The organism is uncultured Tateyamaria sp. (assembly GCF_947496075.1).
Taxonomy (GTDB): domain Bacteria; phylum Pseudomonadota; class Alphaproteobacteria; order Rhodobacterales; family Rhodobacteraceae; genus Tateyamaria.
In genome coordinates this window covers 318,766-342,826 of sequence record NZ_CANMBJ010000004.1, presented here as the reverse complement: position 1 = coordinate 342,826, position 24,061 = coordinate 318,766, and the positions used below count along the sequence as shown (strand labels likewise).

The 24,061-nt window shown below is 58.9% G+C and carries 27 protein-coding genes and 1 pseudogene; 21 read left to right on the top strand and 7 right to left on the bottom strand.

What is annotated here, in order from left to right; translation table 11 throughout:
• Positions 1–80 precede the first annotated feature (80 nt).
• Positions 81–569, bottom strand: a complete 489-nt coding sequence (locus Q1A51_RS14130) for a peroxiredoxin (protein WP_299599985.1) — start codon at positions 567–569, stop codon at positions 81–83.
• 86 nt (positions 570–655) lie between these two features.
• On the opposite strand from Q1A51_RS14130, the gene Q1A51_RS14125 reads away from it, so the two are divergent.
• Together Q1A51_RS14125 and rsmD are read left to right on the top strand one after the other, a co-directional pair.
• The gene (locus tag Q1A51_RS14125) at positions 656–1,858 is read left to right on the top strand and encodes an FAD-dependent oxidoreductase (protein ID WP_299599984.1); all 1,203 of its coding nucleotides are present in this window, start codon (positions 656–658) and stop codon (positions 1,856–1,858) included.
• Entirely contained in the window at positions 1,855–2,400 is a 546-nt protein-coding gene (gene rsmD, locus Q1A51_RS14120; protein ID WP_299599983.1) for a 16S rRNA (guanine(966)-N(2))-methyltransferase RsmD, read from the top strand. The genes Q1A51_RS14125 and rsmD overlap by 4 nt, the downstream gene beginning before the upstream one ends.
• A gap of 138 nt (positions 2,401–2,538) precedes the next feature.
• Here the strand turns inward: rsmD and map are convergent, their stop codons facing one another.
• Together map and sfsA are read right to left on the bottom strand one after the other, a co-directional pair.
• Complete coding sequence (gene map / locus Q1A51_RS14115; RefSeq protein ID WP_299599982.1) at positions 2,539–3,363, bottom strand: type I methionyl aminopeptidase; 825 nt, start codon at positions 3,361–3,363, stop codon at positions 2,539–2,541.
• A 49-nt stretch (positions 3,364–3,412) separates the two neighbouring features.
• Complete coding sequence (gene sfsA / locus Q1A51_RS14110) at positions 3,413–4,117, bottom strand: DNA/RNA nuclease SfsA (RefSeq protein WP_299599981.1); 705 nt, start codon at positions 4,115–4,117, stop codon at positions 3,413–3,415.
• 60 nt (positions 4,118–4,177) lie between these two features.
• On the opposite strand from sfsA, the gene Q1A51_RS14105 reads away from it, so the two are divergent.
• From Q1A51_RS14105 to Q1A51_RS14090, 4 genes are read left to right on the top strand one after another with little or no spacing between them, the layout of a single operon-like run.
• On the top strand, positions 4,178–4,900 hold the full coding sequence (locus tag Q1A51_RS14105) for a molybdopterin-binding protein (protein ID WP_299599980.1): 723 nt from the start codon (positions 4,178–4,180) through the stop codon (positions 4,898–4,900).
• Positions 4,897–5,619: a GNAT family N-acetyltransferase gene (locus tag Q1A51_RS14100; protein WP_299599979.1), complete on the top strand. Its 723-nt coding sequence runs from the start codon at positions 4,897–4,899 to the stop codon at positions 5,617–5,619. The genes Q1A51_RS14105 and Q1A51_RS14100 overlap by 4 nt, the downstream gene beginning before the upstream one ends.
• A complete protein-coding gene (locus Q1A51_RS14095; RefSeq protein WP_299599978.1) occupies positions 5,616–6,182 on the top strand; it encodes a peroxidase-related enzyme in 567 nt (188 codons plus the stop codon). Before Q1A51_RS14100 ends, Q1A51_RS14095 begins: the two co-directional genes overlap by 4 nt.
• A 14-nt stretch (positions 6,183–6,196) precedes the next feature.
• Positions 6,197–7,105: an OmpA family protein gene (locus tag Q1A51_RS14090; RefSeq protein ID WP_299599977.1), complete on the top strand. Its 909-nt coding sequence runs from the start codon at positions 6,197–6,199 to the stop codon at positions 7,103–7,105.
• 16 nt (positions 7,106–7,121) lie between these two features.
• On the opposite strand, the gene Q1A51_RS14085 is transcribed toward Q1A51_RS14090, so the two are convergent.
• On the bottom strand, positions 7,122–8,069 hold the full coding sequence (locus Q1A51_RS14085; RefSeq protein WP_299599976.1) for a LysR family transcriptional regulator: 948 nt from the start codon (positions 8,067–8,069) through the stop codon (positions 7,122–7,124).
• A gap of 120 nt (positions 8,070–8,189) precedes the next feature.
• Between Q1A51_RS14085 and Q1A51_RS14080 the strand changes: the two genes are divergently transcribed.
• From Q1A51_RS14080 to Q1A51_RS14070, 3 genes are all read left to right on the top strand, one after another.
• On the top strand, positions 8,190–9,200 hold the full coding sequence (locus Q1A51_RS14080) for a TAXI family TRAP transporter solute-binding subunit (protein WP_299599975.1): 1,011 nt from the start codon (positions 8,190–8,192) through the stop codon (positions 9,198–9,200).
• Positions 9,201–9,277: 77 nt separating this feature from the next.
• Complete coding sequence (locus Q1A51_RS14075; protein WP_299599974.1) at positions 9,278–11,491, top strand: TRAP transporter fused permease subunit; 2,214 nt, start codon at positions 9,278–9,280, stop codon at positions 11,489–11,491.
• Positions 11,478–12,731 (top strand): FAD-binding oxidoreductase, encoded by a 1,254-nt coding sequence (locus Q1A51_RS14070; RefSeq protein ID WP_299599973.1) that lies wholly within the window; start codon positions 11,478–11,480, stop codon positions 12,729–12,731. The genes Q1A51_RS14075 and Q1A51_RS14070 overlap by 14 nt, the downstream gene beginning before the upstream one ends.
• Positions 12,732–12,790: 59 nt before the next feature.
• On the opposite strand, the gene Q1A51_RS14065 is transcribed toward Q1A51_RS14070, so the two are convergent.
• A complete protein-coding gene (locus tag Q1A51_RS14065) occupies positions 12,791–13,729 on the bottom strand; it encodes an EamA family transporter (RefSeq protein WP_299599972.1) in 939 nt (312 codons plus the stop codon).
• Between the two features lie 74 nt (positions 13,730–13,803).
• Here Q1A51_RS14065 and Q1A51_RS14060 point away from each other — a divergent pair, with 74 nt between their 5' ends.
• On the top strand, positions 13,804–14,310 hold the full coding sequence (locus tag Q1A51_RS14060) for an Lrp/AsnC family transcriptional regulator (protein WP_299671387.1): 507 nt from the start codon (positions 13,804–13,806) through the stop codon (positions 14,308–14,310).
• A gap of 246 nt (positions 14,311–14,556) precedes the next feature.
• Here the strand turns inward: Q1A51_RS14060 and Q1A51_RS14055 are convergent, their stop codons facing one another.
• A complete protein-coding gene (locus Q1A51_RS14055; RefSeq protein WP_299599970.1) occupies positions 14,557–15,006 on the bottom strand; it encodes an Rrf2 family transcriptional regulator in 450 nt (149 codons plus the stop codon).
• Between the two features lie 120 nt (positions 15,007–15,126).
• Here Q1A51_RS14055 and Q1A51_RS14050 point away from each other — a divergent pair.
• A pseudogene (locus tag Q1A51_RS14050) lies at positions 15,127–15,506 on the top strand (transposase); the annotation flags it as partial.
• Positions 15,507–15,773: 267 nt separating this feature from the next.
• On the opposite strand, the gene Q1A51_RS14045 reads toward Q1A51_RS14050, so the two are convergent.
• The gene (locus Q1A51_RS14045; protein WP_299599969.1) at positions 15,774–16,172 is read right to left on the bottom strand and encodes a group III truncated hemoglobin; all 399 of its coding nucleotides are present in this window, start codon (positions 16,170–16,172) and stop codon (positions 15,774–15,776) included.
• Between the two features lie 536 nt (positions 16,173–16,708).
• Here Q1A51_RS14045 and Q1A51_RS14040 point away from each other — a divergent pair.
• From Q1A51_RS14040 to ccoS, 10 genes are read left to right on the top strand one after another with little or no spacing between them, the layout of a single operon-like run.
• A complete protein-coding gene (locus tag Q1A51_RS14040) occupies positions 16,709–17,125 on the top strand; it encodes a hypothetical protein (protein ID WP_299599968.1) in 417 nt (138 codons plus the stop codon).
• Position 17,126: 1 nt separating this feature from the next.
• A complete protein-coding gene (locus Q1A51_RS14035; protein WP_299599967.1) occupies positions 17,127–17,894 on the top strand; it encodes a DUF2189 domain-containing protein in 768 nt (255 codons plus the stop codon).
• Complete coding sequence (locus Q1A51_RS14030; RefSeq protein ID WP_299599966.1) at positions 17,891–18,211, top strand: DUF1971 domain-containing protein; 321 nt, start codon at positions 17,891–17,893, stop codon at positions 18,209–18,211. The genes Q1A51_RS14035 and Q1A51_RS14030 overlap by 4 nt, the downstream gene beginning before the upstream one ends.
• The gene (gene ccoN, locus Q1A51_RS14025; protein WP_299599965.1) at positions 18,208–19,830 is read left to right on the top strand and encodes a cytochrome-c oxidase, cbb3-type subunit I; all 1,623 of its coding nucleotides are present in this window, start codon (positions 18,208–18,210) and stop codon (positions 19,828–19,830) included. The genes Q1A51_RS14030 and ccoN overlap by 4 nt, the downstream gene beginning before the upstream one ends.
• A gap of 4 nt (positions 19,831–19,834) precedes the next feature.
• The gene (gene ccoO, locus Q1A51_RS14020; RefSeq protein ID WP_299599964.1) at positions 19,835–20,566 is read left to right on the top strand and encodes a cytochrome-c oxidase, cbb3-type subunit II; all 732 of its coding nucleotides are present in this window, start codon (positions 19,835–19,837) and stop codon (positions 20,564–20,566) included.
• Positions 20,563–20,724: a cbb3-type cytochrome c oxidase subunit 3 gene (locus Q1A51_RS14015; protein ID WP_299599963.1), complete on the top strand. Its 162-nt coding sequence runs from the start codon at positions 20,563–20,565 to the stop codon at positions 20,722–20,724. Before ccoO ends, Q1A51_RS14015 begins: the two co-directional genes overlap by 4 nt.
• Positions 20,721–21,602: a cytochrome-c oxidase, cbb3-type subunit III gene (gene ccoP / locus Q1A51_RS14010; protein ID WP_299599962.1), complete on the top strand. Its 882-nt coding sequence runs from the start codon at positions 20,721–20,723 to the stop codon at positions 21,600–21,602. The genes Q1A51_RS14015 and ccoP overlap by 4 nt, the downstream gene beginning before the upstream one ends.
• Positions 21,589–21,753, top strand: coding sequence for a hypothetical protein (locus Q1A51_RS14005; protein ID WP_299207699.1), 165 nt, complete (start codon positions 21,589–21,591; stop codon positions 21,751–21,753). The genes ccoP and Q1A51_RS14005 overlap by 14 nt, the downstream gene beginning before the upstream one ends.
• On the top strand, positions 21,750–23,849 hold the full coding sequence (locus Q1A51_RS14000; protein WP_299599961.1) for a heavy metal translocating P-type ATPase: 2,100 nt from the start codon (positions 21,750–21,752) through the stop codon (positions 23,847–23,849). Before Q1A51_RS14005 ends, Q1A51_RS14000 begins: the two co-directional genes overlap by 4 nt.
• On the top strand, positions 23,846–24,040 hold the full coding sequence (gene ccoS, locus Q1A51_RS13995; RefSeq protein ID WP_299599960.1) for a cbb3-type cytochrome oxidase assembly protein CcoS: 195 nt from the start codon (positions 23,846–23,848) through the stop codon (positions 24,038–24,040). Before Q1A51_RS14000 ends, ccoS begins: the two co-directional genes overlap by 4 nt.
• The last annotated feature ends 21 nt before the right edge of the window (positions 24,041–24,061 follow it).

The following is a 24,061-nucleotide window of genomic DNA, read 5'->3' as shown; positions in this document are numbered from 1 at the left end:
CGGGCGAGGCCAATGTGATCCAAATGAAAAAAAGGCCCCCGGATCGGGGGCCTTTTGCGTCAGGTTGATTTGGCGCGTGCTCAGATCGCTTCCAGCAGAGCCTCACCGCCTGATACGTCGCAGACGCCGGGATTCTCTTCTTCCTGCAGCACGGTCACTTTGCCGTCTTCGACAACCATCGCGTAGCGGGTTGAGCGATCGTAAAGACCCACGGGCGGGGCTGTGAATGCACGGCCCATGGCCTTGGTAAAAGTCGCATCGGGATCGCCCAGCATTGTTATGCCTGCCTTGGTGGCACCTGTCGCCTCGCCCCAGGCGCCCATGACGAAGGGGTCGTTGACAGAGACACAGATCACCTCGTCCACACCCTTGCTGGCGAAACCGTCCTTGGTCCGGATAAAGCTGGGCACGTGGGCGGTGCTGCACGTGCCGGTATAGGCACCGGGCAGGGCAAAGATCACAACCTTGCGGCCCTTGGTCTTCTCGCTCAATTGCACCTGTTCGGGGCCTTCATCGCCCAGGTGAACAAGTGTCGCGTCGGGCAGCGTGTCGCCTACAGAAATTGCCATTGTTTGCGCCTTTCTTGGAATTGCGTCTGTCTTCTTCTGCGATATAGGCTGCGCTACGGCAAAGGGCGAGGGTAAAGGTGAATCACATGAGCCATGTTGTGGTGATCGGAGCAGGGCAGGCAGGGTCGTCTTGCGTCGCCAAACTGCGCAATGGCGGCTTCGAAGGGCGCGTGACGCTGATCGGGTCCGAACCTGCGCTGCCCTATCAACGCCCCCCCCTGTCCAAGGCCTACCTGCTGGGTGAAATGCCGCTTGAGCGGATGTTCCTGCGGCCCGACAGCTTTTACACCGACAACAAAATCGATCTGCGCACCGGGCAGACCGTGACGGCGATCGATACTGCAGCCCGGACCGTTACGGTTGGGGATGAGGTGTTGGATTATACCGACCTTGTGCTGACCACCGGGTCTGCTCCGCGGCGGCTGCCCGCGTCCATCGGTGGTGATCTGGAAGGTGTGTTTACTGTCCGTGATCTTGCAGACGTGGACACGATGGCGCCGTGGTGCAAGGCGGGCAAGACGGCATTGATCGTCGGCGGCGGCTATATCGGGCTTGAGGCGGCAGCGGTGTGCTGCAAGCTTGGCCTGAACGTGGTTCTGGTCGAAATGGCGGACCGCATCCTACAACGGGTCGCGGCGCCCCAGACCAGCGACTACTTCCGCGATCTGCACAAGGGCCACGGCGTTGACCTGCGCGAAGGCGTCGGCCTGACACGGCTGATCGGCGACGGGACAGTGTCGGGGGCAGAGTTGACGGACGGAACCACGCTGGATGTGGACCTTGTGATCGTGGGGGTTGGTATTTCCCCGGGCAGCGACCTGGCGGAGGCGGCCGGGATTGCCATAGACAATGGCATCGCCACGGATGCCCAGGGCCGCACCTCTGCGCCCCATGTCTGGGCCGCGGGCGATTGCGCATCCTTCCCCTATCGCGGTGACCGCATCCGGCTGGAAAGCGTGCCAAACGCCATTGATCAGGCGGAATGCGTGGCGGAAAACATCATGGGGGCAGGTAAGGACTATGTCGCACGCCCCTGGTTCTGGTCCGATCAGTACGACGTGAAGCTGCAGATCGCCGGGCTGAACACCGGTTACGACCGGGTCGTAACGCGGGATGGAGGAGCAGCAAAGTCCTTCTGGTACTACGCGGGTGACAGGCTGCTGGCCGTGGATGCGGCGAATGACCCGCGCGCCTACATGATCGGCAAACGACTGATCGAGGCTGGTAAGTCGGCGGACCCGGCGGTGGTCGCAGACCCCGATGGTGATCTCAAGGCGCTCTTGAAGTGAGGATCATCGCGGGCCGGTGGCGCGGTGTGCCTTTGGCCACCGTGGGCAAGGGCGATCCGGGCGCGCATCTGCGTCCAACGCCCGACCGTGTGCGCGAAAGCCTGTTTTCCATGCTGACCCATCGCGGGGTGATCGAAGGGGCGCATGTGCTGGACCTATTTGCCGGGACGGGCGCCCTGGGGTTCGAAGCATTGTCACGCGGGGCGAAGGCAGCGGTGTTCGTGGAAAACGGCCGGGTCGGACAAAAGCTGATCACGCAGAACATCCAGAAGCTGGAGGCGGGTCACCAAGCGCAGCTGATGCGCGGCGATGCAACGCGGCCCATGGCCTGGGCTGGCGCTCCGTTTGATCTGGTCTTCCTCGACCCACCATATGGCAAGGGGATGGGAGAGAAGGCGTTGAACGCGGTTCGGGACTGGTGCGCGCCCGAGGCCGTGATCGTGTGGGAAGAAAGCGCCCCGATGACCGCGCCTGCGGGTTACGTGCTGCTGGACCAACGGCGGTTCGGGGGCACACACGTCACGCTGCTTGAGAGGCAGTAAGGCGGAGGTGACCTCCGCCCGGCGCACCGGAGGTGCGCCTTACAGATGTGGCTATCATCGCGCTATGCAGATGCCGCTCAAGTGCAGCAAGCTGCCCCTTACACCACTCGTAAGGCGGACGTGTCGTCCGCCCTACACTTAACCATAGGTCGGGTGAAATGTGCCTGCCGGCGACAGGGTAAAGATCTCAGCCCCGTCCTCGGTCACACCCACGGAATGCTCAAACTGCGCCGACAAGGATTTGTCGCGGGTCACCGCAGTCCAATCGTCAGCCAGCGTCTTGGTCTCCGGACGGCCAAGGTTCACCATAGGTTCGATGGTGAAGAACATGCCGGGCTCAAGCACGGCCCCCGTCCCCGGACGGCCATAGTGCAGAACGTTGGGCGGTGCATGAAACACGCGGCCCAGCCCGTGCCCGCAGAAGTCGCGCACGACGGACATGCGGTGGCTTTCGACAAAGCTCTGGATGGCATAGCCAATGTCGCCAAAGGTGTTGCCGGGCTTCACCGCTTCGATCCCGCGCATCAGGCTGTCATGAGTGATTTCAATCAGGCGCTCGGCCTTGCGGGGCAGTCTGCCCGCCACGAACATGCGGCTCGTATCACCGTACCAGCCATCGACAATGACCGTTACGTCGATGTTCAGAATGTCGCCATCTTTCAGAACCTTGTCGCCGGGAATGCCGTGGCAGACAACATGGTTCACACTGATGCAGCTGGCGTGCTGATAACCCTTGTACCCGATTGTGGCCGAGGTCGCGCCCGCCGCCTCGACCATGTCGGTAATGATCTTGTCGATGGCACCTGTGGTCTGGCCCGGAAACACGTGGGCTGACATCGCGTCCAGAATCTCGGCCGCAAGCCGCCCTGCCGCGTGCATCCCGGCAAAGTCCGAAGGGTCATAGATGCGTATACCGTCCTTGGTCAGACGGCCACGAGTATCATGGTCCAAAGCGCGCTCCATAGCGTTCACCTGTCAAACATACTGCACTGCGGCAATAAGGGCCAGTGGGTCAGATGACCACGGCCAACGGCCCACCCAATTGTACGCCGGCGGGCGTAATATGGGAGCCAAGGCACAGGGTTTCCACCCCCGCCCCGGATGCGGCCGCATACGCACCAGCATATCCCGGATCGATGTCGCTGGCGAGGGCGAAGCGATCACAATCTGTGCGCTGTACCAGATACAGCATCACCGCCCGATGCCCGGCGTCCGCCATGCGGGACAGTTCCTGCAAATGCTTCGCCCCACGGGCGGTGACGGAATCGGGGAACTCCGCCAAACCATTCTGGCGGGACAGGGTCACTGATTTCACCTCGACATAGGCATCCGGCACCCCGTCTCCCTGCAAGAGAAAGTCGATCCGGCTGACCTCGCCATATTTCTGCTCGGGCCGCACCGTTGTGTACGCATCAAAACCCGGCACCTTGCGCGCCTCAAAGGCCGCGCGCAGGGCCTTGTTGGGCACAGATGTGTCCACGCCGGTGAAGTGCCCGCTCTCATGTTCAACCAAGCGCCAGCCGAATTTCAGCTTCTTTTTCGGGTCGTCATTGGGTTCCAGCCAGATCCGCATGCCTGGGTCGGCCAGCCCCATCATCGAGCCGGGATTGGCGCAGTGGGCCACCACTTCGCGCCCATCCTCCAACCGGCAATCGGCCAGAAAGCGTTTGTAGCGGCGGATCAGGGTGGCAGGCACAAGTTCGGTTTGAAAGCGCATGGGGGCAGGCCTATACCGTGACTGGCCCCTCAACAAGATGGGTCAAGAAGGAAGCACAAGATGCCGAACCCCACCGCTGCCATGCTGGTGATCGGAGACGAGATCCTCTCGGGCCGCACCCGCGATGCCAACATGCACCATCTTGCGGGCCAATTGACCGAACACGGCATCGACCTGAAAGAGGTGCGGGTCGTCAGCGATGACCAAAGCGCGATTGTTGCAGCGGTCCGCGCGCTGTCAGCGGCATACGATACCGTATTTACGTCCGGCGGCATTGGCCCCACCCATGATGACATCACGGCTGACTGCATCGCGGCGGCCTTTGACACGCATATCGACATCCGTGATGACGCCCGTGCCATTCTGGCCGAACACTATGCAAAATCCGGCACTGAACTGAATACCGCGCGCCTGCGCATGGCGCGCATCCCTGATGGAGCTGCCCTGATCGACAATCCGGTGTCCGCCGCGCCGGGCTTCACAATCCAGAACGTTCACGTCATGGCGGGCGTGCCATCGGTGTTTCAGGCCATGGTCGCTTCTGTCCTGCCCACGCTGACGGGTGGCGCGCCACTCATCTCGAAAACCCTGCGGATCGAGCGGGGTGAGGGTGATATCGCGGGGCCCTTGGGCGAATTGGCGGCGGCCCACCCGGACCTCAGCATCGGCTCATATCCCTTTATCCAGAACGGGCGCTTTGGGGCCAATGTCGTCATTCGCGGCACAGACGGGGCCGAAGTGGACGCGGCCCTCAGCACATTGTCAGATCACTTCCCGGCATGACTGACACGGCCGCGTTCTACGCTGCCATTGATGGCACATGGCCTGCGGCAAAGGTAACGCGCGCCGGACCGTGGGCCATCCGCGATGGTCAGGGCGGTGGCAAACGGGTGTCCGCGGCAACAGCGGAAGGGCCAGTAACCAAACCCGACCTCGCCGTTGCAGAAGCCGCCATGCGGGACATTGGCCAGACGCCGCTTTTCATGGTGCGACAGGATGAGGACGCGCTTGACCATCTGCTCGATGCCCACGGCTACACCATTGTCGACCCCACCAATGGCTATGTTGCACCCGTTGCGACGCTGACCGACATCCCCATCCCGCGCGTCACCGCTTTCTCCATCTGGGAACCCCTGGCGATCATGGAAGACATCTGGGCCGCAGGTGGCATCGGTCCCGCGCGCCTTGCCGTGATGCACCGGGCCAAGGTGAAAACGGCCATCCTCGCCCGGCACAAGGACAAACCGGCGGGCACCGCATTCGCAGCCATCCACGATGGCATCGCCATGGTGCACGCGGTTGAGGTGCTGGCCCACCAGCGCCGACAGGGCGTCGCGCAGTGGATCATGCGGCGCGCGGCGTTCTGGGCGGCGGAAAATGGCGCAGATCGGATCGCCGTGCTGACCACAGCGGCGAATGGTCCCGCCAATGCGCTTTATCGGGGGTTGGGGTTCCGACAGGTCTGTGGCTATCATTACCGGACAGCGCCGGAGAACACATGACAGACCAGCCCACCGCCCTCGACCTGCCCATGGTCGATCCCCTGCCCGAGGCCACGCAAAAGTATTTCGACGTGTGCATGGACAAGCTGGGCATGGTCCCGAACGTGCTCAAAGCGCATGCGTTCGATACCGACAAGCTGAATGCCTTTACCGGGCTCTACAACGACCTGATGCTGGCCGATAGCGGGCTGTCAAAGCTCGAACGCGAGATGGTGGCTGTCGTCGTCAGTGCCACGAACCGCTGCTACTACTGCCTGACGGCCCATGGGGCAGCGGTGCGCCAACTGTCGGGAAACCCGGAACTGGGCGAACAACTGGTGATGAACTGGCGTGTAGCGGATGTCACGCCACGCCGACGCGCCATGCTGGAGTTTGCGGAAAAGGTCACCGTAGCCTCCGCCCGGATCGAGGAACCCGATAGACAGGTCTTGCGCGATCACGGGCTAAGTGATCGTGACATCTGGGACCTGATCAACGTGGCGGCCTTCTTCAACATGTCCAACCGCGTGGCGAGTGCTACTGCTATGAGGCCGAACCCCGAATACCATGGGCAGGCGCGTTGAACATGCGGGTCTGCTTGACTGCTTTGGTATGCCTACTCGCGGGACCTGCCCTTGCCCTGCAACTTGAACTGCCCTCAAACGCCCGCCAGACGGCTGCGCGCGACAGCGTGTTGGATCGCGTGTCGGTCGCCACCGCGCCCTATGCGGACGGGCACGTGGCAGCAGAACGCATTGATGGTCCCGTGCAGCGGCGCAGCTACCGCATTCCATCCCCAGGCCTGACGCCCCTGCAAATCCTGGCCCCACTGCGCGCGCAATTGGCCGATGCGGGCTATGACACTTTGCTCGATTGCGACGCGAATGCATGCGGCGGTTTTGATTTTCGCTTTGGAATTGATGTGCTGCCCGCGCCCAACATGTATGTGAACGTGCGCGCTTATCACTTCCTAAGCGCGCGCCATCCGCGCACAGGGGATGCCGTGTGGCTGCTGGCCAGCACGGCGCCTGATGCGGGGTATCTGCAAGTGGTGCAGGTGGGCGCGCAAGAGGCTGCCGTACCAACGACCCCATCCCCGACTGCAGACATCCCCGTGGCTCCAACCGCAAATCTGGGTCAATCTCTTCTCGCGTCCGGATCGGCCATTCTGCGCAGCCTCGACTTCGCAACTGGCACCACTGACCTTGGTGAAGGGCGTGCGCCCGAGCTCGAACAGATCGCCCAGCTGATGGAGAACCGCCCCAACCTGCGCATCGCCATCGTCGGGCATACGGATACTGTCGGCGAGCTTGAAGCGAACATCGCCATTTCCCGCGCCCGGGCGAGCGCGGTCCGGGATCGCCTGATCGAACGCTATGATGTCTCACCAAACCGGATCGAGGCAGGCGGCATGGGGTATCTGTCACCGGTGGCAAGCAACCTCACCGCAGCGGGGCGCGAAGCGAACCGGCGGGTTGAGGTGATTGTGGTGGGGGAGGAAAACTGAGGGGCCACTCTCTGGGCTAAGCCTTACCTTCAAATCGTGGATTGAACCCAGAGCTGTCCAGCAGTTTCATAACTTCTGCCTGCCATGCCCCGAGCAGGTTCCTGGCGATTACCGAAATCGGTCGATAGCGAGGAGAGTAGATCGCATAGTAGTACCTGATCGGGTCTGCCATCGGACGAATTGCAATGCCCCCGACCATTGGTGCATCCGCATTGACAAGAAAAACCGACAGCGGGTCCAACACGGTGCAGCAACGGCCCGCAGCGACGAAATGCAGGATTGGCAAGAAAGTTTGGCTTTCAATCGTTGCCCGCAGCGACAAGCTTTCAGCTGCAAATCGGCTCGCAAGATCCTGGGTCTGCCGATGCGATTGCGGCAAGGTGCCCAGCGGTTGATCATCAAGGTCCGCAAAACTGATTTCGGATTTTTGTGCGAGCGGGTGGTTTTCCGGCACAGCCACCGGGCAGTCGGCGCTTATGACAACTGAACGATACAGGTTTTCCTCGGGTTCAGTGTTTGCGGCATCGGCAAAGCCAAAGTCGATGGACTGCGCGCGCGTGAGTTCAGCGATCTGGTTGGACGTTCGGGCCTGGATCGAGATGGAGATGCCTTCAGTATCGCTTACTTTTGAAGCAATGAATTTCGGAAAGATCAGCGAGACCGGGCCTGGCATGGCAGCCACTTTCAGAGTCCCGCTGTGACCGTCTGAAAGACTGCGCATGGTCTGCCGCACGCGGTTGAGCTGCGAAAGAATTGCGTCGGCCTCGGTCAGAAGATACTGGGCTTCCGGCACCGGGATCAGTTTTCTTCCCCGCCTTTCAAAGAGTTGCAGCCCAAGTTGATCTTCGAGCGCCTTGATTGCGGCGCTCACCGCGGGCTGCGTCCGGCCCAGTTTGGTCGCCGCATCGGACAACGAGGCGGATGTCATGACGGCTTGAAATGTCGATATCTGGGTAAAGTTCATAGTCGATGTATAAGCTAAATCTATCAAAACACAGATTAATAAAATTGGAATTTATTTATTCGGCTGTCTAGGCTTCTTCGCATGACACGCTTTCAGAAGTCTGTTCACAGGGAGTATATAATGAACAAATCATCAAAACTTTTGGCTTTTGCTGTTGCTGCAACGTTGAGTGCAGGCACAGCCTTTGCACAGGACCCGACATTTTTCCGGATCGGCACTGGCAGTGCGGGCGGCACCTATTTCCCGATTGGGGGCACCATTGCCAACGGCATTTCAGCGCCTCCGGGATCGCGGCCCTGCGATGAAGGTGGCCAATGCGGTGTGCCCGGCCTGATCGCAATTGCTCAGTCGACCACGGCGTCGGTCTTCAACAACACCGCCGTGCAGAACGGTGAGTTGGAAGCAGGTATGGCCGCCGCGGATGTGACCCGCTCGATGTATTTGGGCGAGGGCAAGTTCGACGGTAAGCCGCATGAAAAGCTGCGGATCGTTGCGAACCTCTATCCCGAAGACCTCCATCTGGTTCTGCCCGAAGGTGCAAGCATCGCCTCGCTGTCCGATCTCGAAGGCAAGCGCGTCGGCATAGCGCAGGCTGGTTCTGGCACGCAGGTCGCTGTCGAGATGATGCTGGCCGAATGGGGCCTGAACCGCGACAACTACGACGAGGCCGAATTGAACAACTCACAGTCCGCTGAACGTCTCGCCGACGGTCAGCTAGACGCCTACTTCTACGCTGCGGGCTGGCCGGTCTCGGCGATGGTTCAACTGGCCACAACCAAGGGCATGGAGCTTCACACCTTCACCGAAGAGGATCTCGCCAAGATCAACGAGGTTATCCCGGCCTACATACCGTCGATGATCCCGGCAGGCGTGTACGAAGGCATCGACTACGATGTGAAAACGCCTGCGGTGTCCGCGCTTCTGGTGGTGTCGTCCGACCTATCCGAAGAGCTTGTTTACGGCATCACCGCTGCGCTGTGGAACGACAACACGCGCAAGCTCCTGGACAACGGCCACGCGAAGGGCAAGCAGATCACACCAGACACGGCGCTTGACGGCATCGCTGCTCTGGGCGTGCCGCTGCATGCCGGTGCAGAGAAGTTCTATAAGGAAGCCGGGCTTCTCGAATAACCTCCCAACAGAAACGGACGGCCATAGCCGTCCGTTTCTTTTTTGATCAACGACATTCGACCTGAGGAGGGCGCGTTATGAGCGATCCGCGATCAGAAGACGTGCGCGAGTTGACGGAAGCTGAGCTCGCAGCGATCGAAGAAAAATACGATGAAGGGGCCGCAACCCGCTCGGTCACACCGGTCTTCGGCAAATTCCTTCGCTACGTCGCCCTCACCTTCGCCGTGTACCATTACCTTACCGCAGGTTTCGCGCTCCCGCCGGACTATTGGCACATGGGCTGGCATCTATCGGGTCTCTTTATTCTAACCTATTCCTTCTATCCGTTGATCAAAACGAAGACCTCATTTGATCTGAATACCGGCACCTTGCGCCTTGGCGGCGTGCCTTACCTTGACATCATCCTGATGATCCTCGGCGTCGCATCGGCGCTATACCTTGGCTTTGCGTGGCGCGGCGTCGCCTGGCTGGGGGTTGAGGAGATGACCTTCCGGATGGGCAATCCGAACGGCTTTGACATGCTGTTCGGCTGCATCCTGATCGTACTCGTCCTCGACATTGCGCGACGCACCCTGGGCTGGATCTTGCCTTTGATCATCAGCGTTTTCATCTGCTACGCTCTGTTCGGACCAGTCTTTCCGGGCCTGCTCCAACACCCGGGTGTGAAGTTCAACACGTTCGTTTCGTCGATGTACTTCCCGCAAGAAGGCATTTTCGGTGTCACGCTTTGGGTCGTGTCGACCATCGTGTTTCACTTTGTCCTCTTCGGCGTGATCGCCCAACGTACCGGCCTCGGGCAGCTCTTCATCGACAACGCCACCATCCTCGCAGGCCGCTATACCGGCGGTCCGGCGAAAGTGTCAGTCGTGTCCTCGGCCTTCTTCGGCACGATCTCGGGCTCATCGGTCGCGAACACGGTTTCAACCGGTGCGCTGACCATCCCGAACATGAAACGCCTCGGCTATCCCGGCCATTTCGCGGGCGGCGTCGAAGCTGCGGCGTCGGCGGGCGGTCAGATCACGCCACCCATCATGGGGGCTGCGGCCTTCATCATGGCGGAGTTTCTCGAGGTGCCCTACACCACCATCGTCATCGCCGCGATCTTCCCTGCTTTGCTGCACTATGTCGGCGTCTTTACTGTTGTCCATCTAATGGCCCGCCGCCTCGGGCTGAAGGGGCTGACGAAGGACGCACTGCCGCAGCTTGGCGCGGTCTGGCGTGACGGCTGGGCCAACATCGTCCCGCTGGTCGGGCTGCTGGTCGTGCTGTTCTCGGGCTACACACCCTATATGTCGGCGTTCTGCGGCATCTCGTTGGCCATCATCGCGGGGATGAGCCGGATGAAAGTGCCGATCACACTGGTTTACGCCGCCGCTTTCATCGCCTTCGTCGCCTGGAAATACTTGGGCGGCGGATTTGACCTGACCATGTCGATCATCCTGATCGGCGGTGCGGTCCTCGCGACACTCAATCCGCAACATCGCACCACGCTGTCTGAAATGGCGGACACGTTCGAGACCGGTGTGAAATATGCGCTAGCGGTCGGCGCAGCCTCGGCAGCGGTGGGCATTGTCATCGGTGTCATCAACACAACGGGTGTCGGCTTCCGCATCGGCTTCATGGTCACACAGGCGGCTACCAACCTTGGCAATGACCTGATCTGGCTGTTCCAGTTCGGCGCCTATGAACTTTTTACTGTCGAAGACCTGACTTTGTTCATCAGCCTGGTCTTTATCGCGCTGGCCTGCATCCTGATGGGTGCCGGCGTGCCGACAACTGCGCTCTACATCATGCTCGTATCGGTCGCCCAACCGGCATTGGCACAGCTTGGTATCCCGCCGATCGCATCGCACATGTTCGTGCTCTACTACGGCGTGGTCGCCGAGATTACGCCGCCGGTCTGCACCTCGGCCTACGCCGCCGCAGCGATCGCCAACTCGAACCCGTTCCGAACCGGGATCAGCGCCTTCACACTCGGCCTCGGGAAGGTCGTCGCGCCAATGGCATTCGTCTATGCACCCGTGCTGCTTTTCGTGTCGTCCACTGGCTTCGACCTATGGGAATTCACCTATACCGCCGCAAGCTGCATCGCAGGTGTCATCTCCTTGTCAGCCGCGGTCGTCGGCTACTGGCTCGCACCGATGGGTGCGGTTTTCCGTGTTCTGCTGGCCATCGCTGGCCTGGTGTTCATCGCGCCGTCCCTGCAGGCTGATCTGGTCGCGCTTCTGATCGCTGCGCCAGCAATCATCAGTCAGGCCATCGCACGAAGAACCGCCAATGCTGCAGCCTGACAACCGAACGCCTGTCATTGTCCTCGGTGCAGGCATTGTCGGCATCTGCACAGCGCTATCGCTGCTTGAAAAGGGCGTTCCGGTCACGCTGATAGACAAGGGCGAGCCCGGCCAGGAAACCTCGATGGGCAATGCCGGGGTGGTGTCACCCTGGTCAATCATCCCGCAGTCGCTGCCCGGCACGTGGAAATCGATCCCAAGGCTCATGTTTGGCTACGGTCGACCTTTGTCTATCCACCCAAGGTCCCTGCTGAAAATGATCCCGTGGGGCCTCAGCTTTCTTCGTGGTGGCCGCGAAGAAAATGTGCGTGCCCGCGCCGAGGCCATGTCCCATCTTTGCGGACCATCCATCGAACTGTATCAAAGGCATCTGACGGGCACGGGGCATGAGGGGCTGATTACCGACAGCATGTACGTACATGCGTTTCGTGATGGCAGCCGCGCCAATCTGCAATCCATCGACTACCTTATTCGGAGCGAGATGGGCGCTGATCTGGAGCTTGTTGGAAAGGACCGACTGGCAGACATCGAACCCGAACTCGGTCCGGACTTTGGCGCCGCCGTCCTGATAAAAGGGCAAGCCCGTATGCGTTCGCCGGGCAGACTGGGTCAGGTCCTGGCGCAAAAAGCGCGCGAGATGGGTGCCACGTACAAACGGACAATGGCCAGGCGCATCCATCGCACTGACCAGAGCTACTGGGAAGTCCAGTGCGACGACGGGACCTTCCAGGCGGAGCGCGTCGTTCTTTGTCTGGGCGCGTGGAGCCCCGGTCTCCTGACCGACCTCGGCATGTCCGTTCCGCTGATGGCGGAGCGTGGCTATCACGTCGAGTTCAGTGATCCCGGCATCGAGATCAACAATTCGGTTATGGACGTGGACGCAAAATTCGTGGCCAGCAGCATGGAGAACGGCGTGCGTGTTGCCGGTCAGGCCGAGTTTGCACCGGTCGACGCTCCACCGACGAAACGTCGTAGACAGCAATTGATTGATGTAGCCGTGTCCGCATTTCCAAACCTGCGGACGGATGAAACAACATTCTGGATGGGCCGACGCCCATCCTTTCCAGACAGCCTGCCCGCACTTGGGCCGGTCACGGATCAGCCAGGGCTCTTCGTGAACTTTGGCCACTCGCATTATGGCCTCATGATGGCTCCCAAGTCAGGTGACATACTTGCCAGAACGGTATGCAGCGAACCGGAGAACATCAGCCTCAGCGCCTACGCGCTGGATCGCTTCTGAACCGCGCAAACCCGGTCTCCGATCCCGGCAAAAGTTGCCATTCGATCAGGTAGTACCCGCTACTGCGATAACACGGGAGCGGGTTTATGGACGGCAACGCCGATCATAACCAAAGCCACACCAAGCATGTCGGTGGCGCTCGGAATCTGCCGCAACACTATCACGCCAATGATCGTGGCGGTCGCAGGCAACAGGGCCAACAAAAGTGCGAAGCTGGCGCGGGGCAGGCGGGCCATGGCGAGTTGGTCGCAGACATACGGGATGACCGAGGAACAGATACCAACGCCGATCCCGGCCAAAACCAGTAACGGCGCACCGAAGGCCTCAAGCGCCTGCAAGAACCCGATTGGCATGACGAAGATGAACGCCGCTGTCATGGCAGCCCCCAGACGTTCCACGCCGCCTGATGCGCCGCCTTCGGAAATCTTGTGGCCGAGGATGATGTAGAGAACAAACAGGGAGCCGTTCAGCACAGCCCAGAACAAGCCCAGAAGGTCAGACGTAAGGGCGGGTCCGCCCACCGCCAGAAGCGACGGCACGTCGATCAGAAGGGCCACACCGATGATGGCAAAGGCGAAGGCAAGACAGTTTCGCCCCGTGCGAAGACCCCAGAGTGCGATCCCGATCGTGCCAACGAACTCGATGGCGGCGACCAGCGAGATCGGCAGCCGGTCGAGCGCCAGGTAGAAAGAGCTGTTCATCACCGCAAGACAACCGCCAAGCGCGAGCAGAAGAACGCGCTCGCGGGGCGTCGATGTCTTGAAGGTGCGCCATGGCTTCGTGACGGGGGCGAAGATCAGGGCGGCCGAAGCGATGCGGAACCAGGCGACGCCCAGCACCCCGACGACCGGAAACAACAGGACCGCAAAGGCGGGGCCAAGATAGTGGAAAACGGCTGAGACGCCGAACCATGCGTGAGGGGGAACGGTCTCGGATATGCGTGACATGGCGCCCGGAGCGCTGGTGCGGGCGGAGTTTGCAGGGGTGTGATCTGACATGATATGATGATGCAAGGTAAAGGCGGCTTGTGATATGGAGACTGGGCATGTCAGAGGCGGAAATGAATTCGAGAATGAAGGAAAAAACACCCAAAAACCTTCGATCAGACGAAGTGGGTCTCGACAGCATCGACGCTGCGATTCTCCGTGAGCTGTGCGCAGACGCACGCATTCCCCGCGCAGAACTGTCCCGCCGTGTGGGTCTTTCCGCCCCCAGCGTCGCGGACCGTGTGCGGCGTCTTGAGGATGTGGGCATCATCACTGGATATGGCGCGCGCATCGATCCCGCTCGCCTCGGCTATGGCCTGACGCTCCTGATCCGCGCAAGACCTCTCCCGGGCGAGATGAAGAACATGATTGAGGCGATTCAGGACACGCCTCAGATCGTCGCCTGTGATCGCGTGTCTGGAGAGGATTGCTTCGTTGCACGCGCGCATGTCCGCGACGTGGCGGAAATGGAAGCGGTCATCGACCGGATCGTGCCGTTCGGTGCGACCAACTCGTCCATCGTACAGTCCTCGCCAGTCGAGGAACGGTTGGTCGAGCTTTGTCGCCACGAGCCGTCATTCGATGCAACCTGACGGATGCGCAAATTGGGCTCGGAGCGGTCGTTTGACGGCTTTGGTTGATTGACTGGATCCAGCCCAAGGCGGACATGGCAATTCAACACCAACGGCGGGAAGCGGACATTCGACAGTTTGCCTGTGCATGCCTGCAAATTCCTAGCTGACCGCAAGCCAATAAACAGAAAAAAACAGGAATGGATTCTATACCAAAACGGTCCGACTCAGTGAGTTGAGGTTAAGGTCCACGTTCGCTTTTTATCTCTAGGCTACGTCATCATTAAGTCGCGACAGCAAATGGCCAATTGGGCGGTTCTCATTTGTCAGGTCGTGGAGTGTGAGTTGGGAAAGGGACTCAAAGAAAGCTGTCTGTGCAGCCTTCAAAGCCGCTGTAAGCGGACACAACGGCGACAAAATGCAGGATCCGCCATCGGCCCTCATGCATTCGACAAGTACGCTTTGACGTTCAAGGTCTCGCAAAACAAGACCCACATTAATGTCTTTCGTATCCACGGCAAGTTTCAGTCCACCCGCTCTGCCGCGCATCGAAACGACATAGCCTTCCCGCACAAGCCACTGGGTGACTTTTGCAAGATGATTGTATTTTGCCCCATGAATGACTGCAATCTGACGCGTTGTCAGCATGTGTCTATCCGCCACCGCCAGATGCATGAGCGTGCGGATCGCGTAGTCAGAGAATGTTGAAAGCTGCATATCTGATACCTATTGCATTTTATTGGTAACTCAAATGCAAAATATAAGTTTCATCACAGTATTTCTGATCCTCACCCCGGAAGTGGTCCGCTGTTATGTTTAGAAAAACAGAGGATGAAGATGGCTACGAAGAGGCACAAGCCAGAAGAAATTGTCACGAAGTTTCGGCAGGTTGAGGTGCTTGTAAGGCAAGGAATGCCGCGGGTCGACGCGATCCCCGAAGTGCGCATCACCGAGCAGACATACTATCGCTTGCGCAAGCAGTATGGCGGGATGGGAGCCGACCAGCTGAAGGAACTCAAACGATTGCAGAAAGAGAATGAGCGGCTGAGGAAAACCGTATCTGACGTGGCGTTCGACAAGTTGATCCTGACCGAGACCGCCTTGGGAAACTTCTGAGTCCTGTCTGCCGTCGAGCCTGCATCGACCTCGTCCGCAATGAGTTGGGTGCTTCGGGGCGGCGTGCCTGCCGGGTACTGCGCCAGCATCGCTCGACACAAGGCAAGCTGTCGCGGGGTCCGTGCGGCAGAAACCCTGATAGAACAGTGGAAGGAGGCACTACAACACCGAACGACCCCACAGGGCTCTGGGCTACCGCCCATCAACCCTGGAAACCATTGTTCCGGAGGAAGCCCGGCCAATCATGAACCAAGAATCAAACCGGACCATTCAGATGGGGCTGATCATTTCCCTATGGAAACTGCGATTGCCCTGACCGAATGACCACGACAGCAGGATCGTACTGCTTTTGGGGCTATGATCCTGTGTCAGAGTTTTGGCGGATCACCCGGTGCTTTCTGGAATTCGGTCAAACCAAAGGACAACCCGCGACCAATCCTGTGCACTAACGTGGACCATTGCTCACGTTGCGGCGAGCTGATGTGTTCTTTCAGGACCTCGTCAAAAAGGGTCAACCACCCCTCGAAATGTTCCGGTCGAACGTTTTCTGCATCCATGTGCGCGCGCATCGGATTGCCGGAATAAGACCGCTCAAACAGCAGTGCATTCGCCCAGAAACGGGTGATCTTTTCCTCATGCTCTGGCCAGTTTTTGACACGCTCAGCAAATATCGGGGCGAGCGTTCCGTCCTTCCGGACGCGCTGGTAAAATACCGCCACCACGTCTGCGATAGCCTTCCGATCAACATCAATGCGGGGTGGGGTCACTTGGCAAGTCTCCATTCGATGGCAGGCAGGATGAAGCTACTTTTTGGTGCGTCACTCAAAAAACTAGTTAAAGCTACTTTTTTGATATAGATGATTCTGACAAGTGCGAAGCACCCAAGCTGAGATCAAGTGAGCATATCCAAAGTGCTGGCACGTACTTCTGGTTTTTCATGCTTTAAATCATACGCTTAAAATAGGTATTGTAAATACCATTTAAAAGCTCTAAAACACTTCCACAGAATTCGTGGTCGGGGCAGCTAAGGAGTGAAGCGACAAAAACAGTGTTTTGCCTGACCTCTCTGCGTCAGGCATCCGATAGGGCGATGAGTTTGCGGCAGCCCTAACTGGAATAGCCGCAGTCAGGGATCAATGCACATTTGGCCATCACCGCGCGCGGTCGCCATCCACTTTCCAGGCGGCCATCGCCCAAAAATCTGCTTGAGATCAAAGAAATGCCTCTCCGGCCTCATGCCCCTTGCTTGTCAGTGGGCAACAGGGATCTGTACATGCTGATTGCCGCGCGACTGTTAATCGTAATGTCTCTGCTCATTTGGGCCGGAGCATCAATTTCAGCCAATATGATTGCGGCGCCTGCGAAGTTTCAGGTGGCCGACTTGACGCGGCCAGTTGCCCTGCAAGTCGGGCGCGTGCAGTTCTTATGGGTGGGGTATCTGGAGATGGTCCTCGCTGCATTTGCCGCGCTTGCCATCGCGATCGAAACGCGCCGTGTGCAAACATGGGTCCTTGTCGCCCTGTCAGTCTTTGTCGTCCAACGCTTTGTCGTTCTGCCACAGCTGTCAGAGCTCACAGATCAAGTGATCGCCGGCACCGCATTGAGCGGCTCAAAGCTGCATCTGGTTTTCATTGCGCTGGAATGCACAAAACTACTTGCCTTGTTGCTGGCCGCAGCGATGGCATTGCTCTCTTCCACACTTCAGACAGGACGGATTTGATATGGATCTTGCAGCAGCCCGCACTCCCCCCTGGAAAGCGCGCCGGGTTGAGGAACCAATCGCCACGGTGATCAAGCGCTGGCTGCAGTTGGCAGTATCAGATCTGAAGCGGCACCCAACTACGGCGGTCTGTTACGGCATCGCTCTTTGTGCCGCCGGATGGGTGACAATACTGCTGCTTTGGTATTTCGACCTCGAATGGGCGCTGCTGCCCATTCTGGCGGGCGGCATGTTGGTAGGGCCACTGGCGACCGTCGGGCTTTATAGCATGAGCCGTCGCGGTCAGGACGGGGGGGCAACTGATGTGGCGTCCCCTGAACAGGTCATCCTGATCGGCATCATCTTGATGGTTTTCGCTCTGGCCTGGATTCGCGCCGCAACACTCATTTTTGCGATCTTCTTTGGCCTTCTGCCCTTCGCGGGGTTTGTCGAGACGATGACGACACTGCTGTCGAGCCCTCAAGGGATTGCCACGATTTTGGTTGGCAGTGTGTTTGGCGGGCTATTTGCGGCGCTTGGCTTTGCGATCTCCGTTTTCTCTATTCCAATGTTGGTGGATCGCAAGATCGATTGTTTCTCTGCCATGGGCCTCAGCTTCAACGCAACCACACATAACTTCCGCCTGATGATCAGCTGGGCGGTTGTTGTCTGTGCAGGCATTCTGATCGGCCTGCTCACCGGTCTTCTGGGCCTCATCTTCATTTTCCCGCTTCTCGGGTTTGCCACATGGCATGCCTATTGCGACCTCTTCAAAGGAGAGCGCGCATGACTGTTTCTTTGCCTCACGACGCAATTAAGTATGCGCAGACCAAAACCTTTGATGAGACGACCATTCCCCAGCCACTTCTGAGCAATCACAGTACCAAGCCTAACTCTTGGGGATTGATCGTGATCGAAAGTGGCCAGCTGCTGTACACGCGCATTGACCGGGAGCCGCAGCTTTTGGCTCCCGAAAACCCGGGCGTGATCCTGCCCGGAGAATTGCACAAGATTGCGCCGGATGGGTCGGTCCGTTTCCACATTGAGTTCTACCATGATCCCGCGACCAAGCACGCGGACCGTGACAACGAGGAGGTTGCGCTATGACCAACTCTGAACGCGTCGAAATCGGTGTCATCTTCGCTGTCACGTTCTTGGTGTTCCTCCTCGGCGTTGCGATCCTGGGGTTTGGCCGGGAGGCTGGATATGTCTTTCACGGCTGGCTGATCGCAATTGTGGCCGGCTGGGGGCTAATGAACCTGATCAACCGGCTGAACGACACGCGACCCGATATCCCCCATGAATACAGTGACACAGTTATCAAATGGGGTGTTGGGGCGACCTTTATCTGGGGCGTGATCGGCTTCACCATCGGTGACATCCTGGCGTGGCAACTGGCGATCCCGTCCTGGAATGGCGACATGTCATGGTCCAACTTTGGACGTATCCGACCCATGCACACCACCGCCGTTATATTCGGCTTTGGTGGTAACGCTCTGATGGCCACATCATTCTATGTTGTGCAGCGGACATCGCGGGCCCGGCTGGCCAGTGAAGTCTCTCCATGGTTTGTCTTCTTCGGCTACAATCTGTTCGTCCTGCTGGCGGTCACAGGCTACCCGATGGGCATCACCCAATCCAAGGAATATGCCGAACCGGAGTGGTACGCCGATCTGGTTCTGACCTTTGCATGGGTAGGTTACCTGTGGATTTACATGCGCACGCTTGCCAACCGGGCAGAGCCACACATCTACGTCGCGAACTGGTACTACATGGGTTTTATCGTGGTGATCGCGATGCTGCACGTGGTCAACAACCTCGCAATGCCGGTCAGCATTGCCTATCCCAAAAGCTATTCACTGTTTTCCGGCGTTCAGGATGCCATGACGCAATGGTGGTATGGTCATAACGCCGTTGGTTTCCTGCTGACCGCCGGATTCCTCGGGATGATGTACTACTTCCTGCCCAAGGCGGTGAACCGGCCGATTTATTCCTACCGCCTGTCGATCATCGGGTTCTGGGGCATCACCTTCCTGTACCTCTGGGCCGGGTCTCACCACCTGCATTACACGGCGCTGCCCGACTGGGTGCAGTATCTGGGTATGACCATGTCAGTCATCCTGCTGGTGCCCAGCTGGGGGTCGGTGTTCAACGGGATCCTGACCATCAACGGTGCCTGGGACAAGGTGCGCACCGATCCCGCCGTACGCTTCATGATGGTCGCGATCCTGTTTTATGGGCTGGCGACATTCGAGGGGTCCTTCCTCGCCATTCGTCCCGTAAACACGCTAAGTCACTACACAGATTGGACTGTGGGTCATGTGCACGCGGGCGCGCTGGGTTGGGTCGCCTTCATCAGCTTTGGGGCGATGTACAAGATGGTGCCGTGGATCTGGAAGCGAGAAGGCACTTATTCACTGCGCCTTGAGGCTTGGCACTTCTGGCTCGCCCTGTCCGGCACGCTGATCTACGTCGGCGCGATGTGGAACAGTGGCATCACCCAAGCGCTGATGTGGCAGACCTATGATCCAGACGGCAATTTTGTCTACGCCTTCATTGATACGGTGGATGCAATGCGCCCCTACTACTTTGCCCGGGCCATCGGCGGGCTGCTCTATCTGATCGGGGCCTGTCTCGGGGCCTACAATATCTACATGACCGTCAACGGGCCCCGCATGGCACCCGTATCTGATGCAAACCGTCCAATTCTGCAGCCGGGGGAATAAAGCAATGAGCACACCACACCAACGGTTGGAACGTAATGGCATCGGGTTCGCGCTGATGATCCTGTTCGTGGCCTCACTGGGTGGCCTTTTTGAGATTGCCCCTCTGTTCACCATTGAGAACACCGTGGAGAAGGTCGACGGGATGCGCCCCTACACGCCATTGGAAAGCGCCGGGCGCGATATCTATGTGCGCGAAGGGTGCTACGCCTGCCACAGCCAGATGATCCGCACACTTCGCTCGGATGTGGACCGGTATGGTCATTACAGCCTTGCCGCCGAAAGCATGTACGATCACCCGCACCAATGGGGATCAAAGCGCACCGGGCCGGATCTCTCCCGTGTCGGCGCAAAGTACTCCGACATCTGGCATGTGGCACATCTGACCAATCCGCGTGATTTTGTCGAAGGGTCGGTGATGCCAGGTTACAGCTTTCTGCTGGAAAACAGGCTTGATACGCAGCAGCTGAGCGGCGCCTTGACTGCATTGCGGCGCGTTGGCGTGCCCTATTCGGATGACCAGATCAACCATGCGGCAAGAGACGCCTTGCGGCAGGCCGACCCACTTGCGGATTACGAGGATGATCTGCGCGAAAGCTATGGCGAGAATGTGCAGGTCCGCGATTTTGATGGCCAGCCCGACCAGTTGACCGAAATGGACGCGGTTGTGGCATATCTGCAAATGCTGGGGACACTCGTTGATTTTGACAGCTTCGATGCGGAGGCAAACAACAGATGACCCATGATACAGTCCTTGTTTTCTCCAAGACCTGGGGCGCAGTTTACCTGCTGGTCGTGTTCTTGCTGACCGCTCTCTGGGTCTATTGGCCGTCACATAAGAAAACCTACGACAAGGCAGCACAATCCCCTCTCAGCGACGAGGAAATCAAACGATGAAACCTGAGCTGGACGAGACGAGCGGACAGGAAACCACCGGCCATGAATGGGATGGGCTGAGGGAACTGAACACACCTGTGCCACTGGTCTTTCGGATCTCGCTGTGGCTGACAATCATTGTCTCAGTCATCATTTGGGTGCTCTATCCCTCGTGGCCTGGCATCTCGGGATATGTGAAAGGTCTTGCGGGGTACTCGTCGCGAGACAGAGTTGCCGTTGCTGTGGACGCGCGCCAGGATCTCCGCCTGATGCAAATGCCAGAATTTGCCGAACTCGATGTTACCGCATTGGCTGAGGATACAACGCTTGAGGCCAAGTATGGCGAGGCCATTGGCGTGCTTTATCGCGACAATTGCGCGGCATGCCATGGGCGCGACCTGAAAGGGCAGACAAACTTTCCCAATCTGACAGATGATCATTGGCTTTGGTCCGGCACGCCCGAGGAAATTGAATACACGCTGCAAGTTGGGATCAACCACCTTGATGACGATACCCGTTGGGCGGAAATGCCAGCCTTTGGTGATGGTATGATCGAAAGCTCTGATCTGAAAGCTGTGGTGGAATATGTCCTCCAGATTTCCGGCTCTAAGCATGACACAGAACTGGCGAAAACCGGCGTAACTGTTTTCGAGGACAATTGCTCCAGCTGCCACGAGGAGGGTGGCATTGGCGGCATGGAAAGCGGAGCGCCTAGCCTCGTGGACGACGCATGGATATATGGCGGGTCGCGCGAGGTGCTGACCCAGACCCTCAAATACGGACGCCGAGGTGTCATGCCGGGCTGGTCGGGACGGTTGACCGAAGAAGAGATCAAGAAGCTGACAATGTATGTGCTGTGGGCTGGTCAGGATGAGGAAAAGGACGATGCCTCGAACTGAAAAAGAGCCGCAGTTCCGCAACAAGATGTTCGCGATGATCGGACTGCTGTTGCTGGGCTATATCGGGATCAAGTCCTGGCACATCTATATCTCAATTGACGCCTACCAAGGGCAGGTTCTGGAACGCAGCATCAAGGGGGCCGCGAAGTGACACAGGCAAGCCTGACCTTTGCCCTGGATGGCGTGAATTGCGCAGGCTGCATTGCCAAGATCGAACGCCATTTGGGCGCGCAGCAGGGGGTTGTGCTCGCCCGCGGCAATGCCACCGTCAAACGCATTCGGCTGGTCTGGGACCCCGCCCTGCAAACCGCAGATACGCTGATCGACCAAATCCGCGCGATTGGCTACGACGCCCTGCCGTTTCAGATAGGAGACGCAGCACCGGTCGAGCCTTCCTTGCTGCCGCAACTGGGATTGGCCAGTTTTGCGATGATGAACATCATGGCAATTTCCTTTGCGGTCTGGGCGGGTGTCGCCACTGATATGGGGTCGGGCAGTATGCAGTTTCTGCATTGGATTTCAGCCGGCCTTGCCACCCCTGTCGTCTTATATTCCGGTGCGGTCTTTTACGCGCCCTCGCTGCGCGCTTTGCGCCATGGCTCGATGACGATGGACACGCCGATCTCCATCGCCATCGCGATCACCTATCTGGCCAGCTTGTTTGAAACCCTGCGCGGCACCGAACACGTCTATTTTGACGCTGTTACGACTTTGGTCTTCTTCCTGTTGATCGGCCGCGTGATTGAGCGTGCGTTGAAACGACGCTCAGGGGATGCGGCAGAGAACCTGCGCAACCTCATGCAGATTGATGCAAGGCGCGAAGGGGCGGATGGGCGCATAGAAACTGTTGCCGCGGGTGATCTGCTTCCAGGCGATGTCATCCTTGTTGGGAGTGGCGAGCGGGTGCCTGCCGATGGGGCGCTGTTGTCGGACCATGCACAGGTGGATGAAAGCGTCATAACGGGCGAAACCCTTCCACGGGAGGTCACCAAATCCCAAGCCGTTGTGGCCGGGGCCATCGTGCATACCGGTCCGGCAAGACTGCAGGTCACCCATATCGGTGAGGATGCGCAGATCGGCAAGATTTCCCAAATGATCACGGATGTCGTTGCAAACAAGAGTGCAGCGCAACAACGGGCCGACCAATTCGCGCGCGGGTATATTCCGCTGGTGCTGGGCGGCGGTGTTGCTGGTTTTGCTCTGTGGTACTTTCTTTTGGGCGCCAGTTTTGCCGACGCGTTGATGATCGCCGTTGCCGTGCTGGTTGTAACCTGCCCCTGCGCTGCCGGGCTCGCGACCCCTGCGGTTTCTGCGCGGGCCGTCAACATGTTGATGCGCGCAGGCATCGTCGTGAAATCAAGTGATGCATTGGAACGGCTGAGTGACGCGAACGTCGTGGTTGCTGATAAGACTGGCACGCTGTCCGAGCCGCTTCCGGTGCTGCAGGTGCCCGATGCCGCCGTACGTCACGCCGCCGTACGTCACGCCGCCGCAAGGCTTGCAGCTGGCAGCGCGCATCCATTGGCCAAGATGTTGTGCGACGGGCTGGACGTGATGCCGTTGCCTGATCTGCGAGAGATTCCAGGGCAGGGAATTGAAGCGCCCGATGGCGCGCGGCTCGGTTCTGCACAATTCGTTGGGGGGCCGGAGACAACGGAGTTTCCGACCCTGTGGTATCGCTCTCCTGCAGGTCAAATACATGGTTTCCGCTTTCGCGAAACCGCCCGCGCTGGATTGCCAGATATGCTCGGGGCTTTGGACGCTCTGGACATGCCACTGACCCTTTTATCCGGTGACGCGCAGCCCTCGGTCGCAGCCTTCGCTCACAGCAATGCAATCCCGTCGCACCGTGGCGGTGCTGCACCACATGACAAGCTGTCATTTCTGAGAACGGCGATGGAAGCTGACAAAAAACCTTTGATGCTGGGGGATGGGATCAATGATGCGCCTGCGCTAAAGGCTGCATATGTCTCGATCTCATTCGCTGGTGCCACAGAGGTCGCCCAGGTTGCGGCAGACGTCGTCCTCGTCAAACCTGACCTCACATTGGTACCGCGGACAATTCAGGTTGCCCGGGCCGCCCGCGACCTGATTGGCCAGAACCTGACGTTCTCAGCCGTTTACAACATCGTGACGGTGCCACTTGCCCTTGCCGGCTATCTCAGCCCGCTTGTCGCCGCGATCCTGATGTCGTCTTCCTCCATTGTAGTTCTTGCGAACGGCCTCCGCCTCAGGGTGCCCGAATGACCGCTATCATTTATCTCATCCCGATCTCTGTTGGCCTCGGGCTTTGCGCCCTTCTCGGGTTCTTCTGGTCCGTGCGTGCGAGCCAATACGATAACATGGAGAGTGATGCGCATCGCATTCTCGAGGCCGAAGACAAGCCGATGAGCGACGCTCAGCGCCGTGCCCTTAACGGGTTGAGTGGAGACTCTTAAAGTTCTCGGTCCGTTATTCTC

What these genes read in the sequence shown, in the direction of transcription:
- Q1A51_RS14130 (WP_299599985.1), bottom strand. Translation starts at nt 569, where the DNA reads ATGGCAATTTCTGTAGGCGACACGCTGCCCGACGCGACACTTGTTCAC.
- Q1A51_RS14125 (WP_299599984.1), top strand. Translation starts at nt 656, where the DNA reads ATGAGCCATGTTGTGGTGATCGGAGCAGGGCAGGCAGGGTCGTCTTGC.
- map (WP_299599982.1), bottom strand. Translation starts at nt 3,363, where the DNA reads ATGGAGCGCGCTTTGGACCATGATACTCGTGGCCGTCTGACCAAGGAC.
- sfsA (WP_299599981.1), bottom strand. Translation starts at nt 4,117, where the DNA reads ATGCGCTTTCAAACCGAACTTGTGCCTGCCACCCTGATCCGCCGCTAC.
- Q1A51_RS14105 (WP_299599980.1), top strand. Translation starts at nt 4,178, where the DNA reads ATGCCGAACCCCACCGCTGCCATGCTGGTGATCGGAGACGAGATCCTC.
- Q1A51_RS14100 (WP_299599979.1), top strand. Translation starts at nt 4,897, where the DNA reads ATGACTGACACGGCCGCGTTCTACGCTGCCATTGATGGCACATGGCCT.
- Q1A51_RS14095 (WP_299599978.1), top strand. Translation starts at nt 5,616, where the DNA reads ATGACAGACCAGCCCACCGCCCTCGACCTGCCCATGGTCGATCCCCTG.
- Q1A51_RS14085 (WP_299599976.1), bottom strand. Translation starts at nt 8,069, where the DNA reads ATGAACTTTACCCAGATATCGACATTTCAAGCCGTCATGACATCCGCC.
- Q1A51_RS14080 (WP_299599975.1), top strand. Translation starts at nt 8,190, where the DNA reads ATGAACAAATCATCAAAACTTTTGGCTTTTGCTGTTGCTGCAACGTTG.
- Q1A51_RS14075 (WP_299599974.1), top strand. Translation starts at nt 9,278, where the DNA reads ATGAGCGATCCGCGATCAGAAGACGTGCGCGAGTTGACGGAAGCTGAG.
- Q1A51_RS14070 (WP_299599973.1), top strand. Translation starts at nt 11,478, where the DNA reads ATGCTGCAGCCTGACAACCGAACGCCTGTCATTGTCCTCGGTGCAGGC.
- Q1A51_RS14065 (WP_299599972.1), bottom strand. Translation starts at nt 13,729, where the DNA reads ATGTCAGATCACACCCCTGCAAACTCCGCCCGCACCAGCGCTCCGGGC.
- Q1A51_RS14060 (WP_299671387.1), top strand. Translation starts at nt 13,804, where the DNA reads ATGAAGGAAAAAACACCCAAAAACCTTCGATCAGACGAAGTGGGTCTC.
- Q1A51_RS14055 (WP_299599970.1), bottom strand. Translation starts at nt 15,006, where the DNA reads ATGCAGCTTTCAACATTCTCTGACTACGCGATCCGCACGCTCATGCAT.
- Q1A51_RS14040 (WP_299599968.1), top strand. Translation starts at nt 16,709, where the DNA reads ATGTCTCTGCTCATTTGGGCCGGAGCATCAATTTCAGCCAATATGATT.
- Q1A51_RS14035 (WP_299599967.1), top strand. Translation starts at nt 17,127, where the DNA reads ATGGATCTTGCAGCAGCCCGCACTCCCCCCTGGAAAGCGCGCCGGGTT.
- Q1A51_RS14030 (WP_299599966.1), top strand. Translation starts at nt 17,891, where the DNA reads ATGACTGTTTCTTTGCCTCACGACGCAATTAAGTATGCGCAGACCAAA.
- ccoN (WP_299599965.1), top strand. Translation starts at nt 18,208, where the DNA reads ATGACCAACTCTGAACGCGTCGAAATCGGTGTCATCTTCGCTGTCACG.
- ccoO (WP_299599964.1), top strand. Translation starts at nt 19,835, where the DNA reads ATGAGCACACCACACCAACGGTTGGAACGTAATGGCATCGGGTTCGCG.
- Q1A51_RS14015 (WP_299599963.1), top strand. Translation starts at nt 20,563, where the DNA reads ATGACCCATGATACAGTCCTTGTTTTCTCCAAGACCTGGGGCGCAGTT.
- ccoP (WP_299599962.1), top strand. Translation starts at nt 20,721, where the DNA reads ATGAAACCTGAGCTGGACGAGACGAGCGGACAGGAAACCACCGGCCAT.
- Q1A51_RS14005 (WP_299207699.1), top strand. Translation starts at nt 21,589, where the DNA reads ATGCCTCGAACTGAAAAAGAGCCGCAGTTCCGCAACAAGATGTTCGCG.
- ccoS (WP_299599960.1), top strand. Translation starts at nt 23,846, where the DNA reads ATGACCGCTATCATTTATCTCATCCCGATCTCTGTTGGCCTCGGGCTT.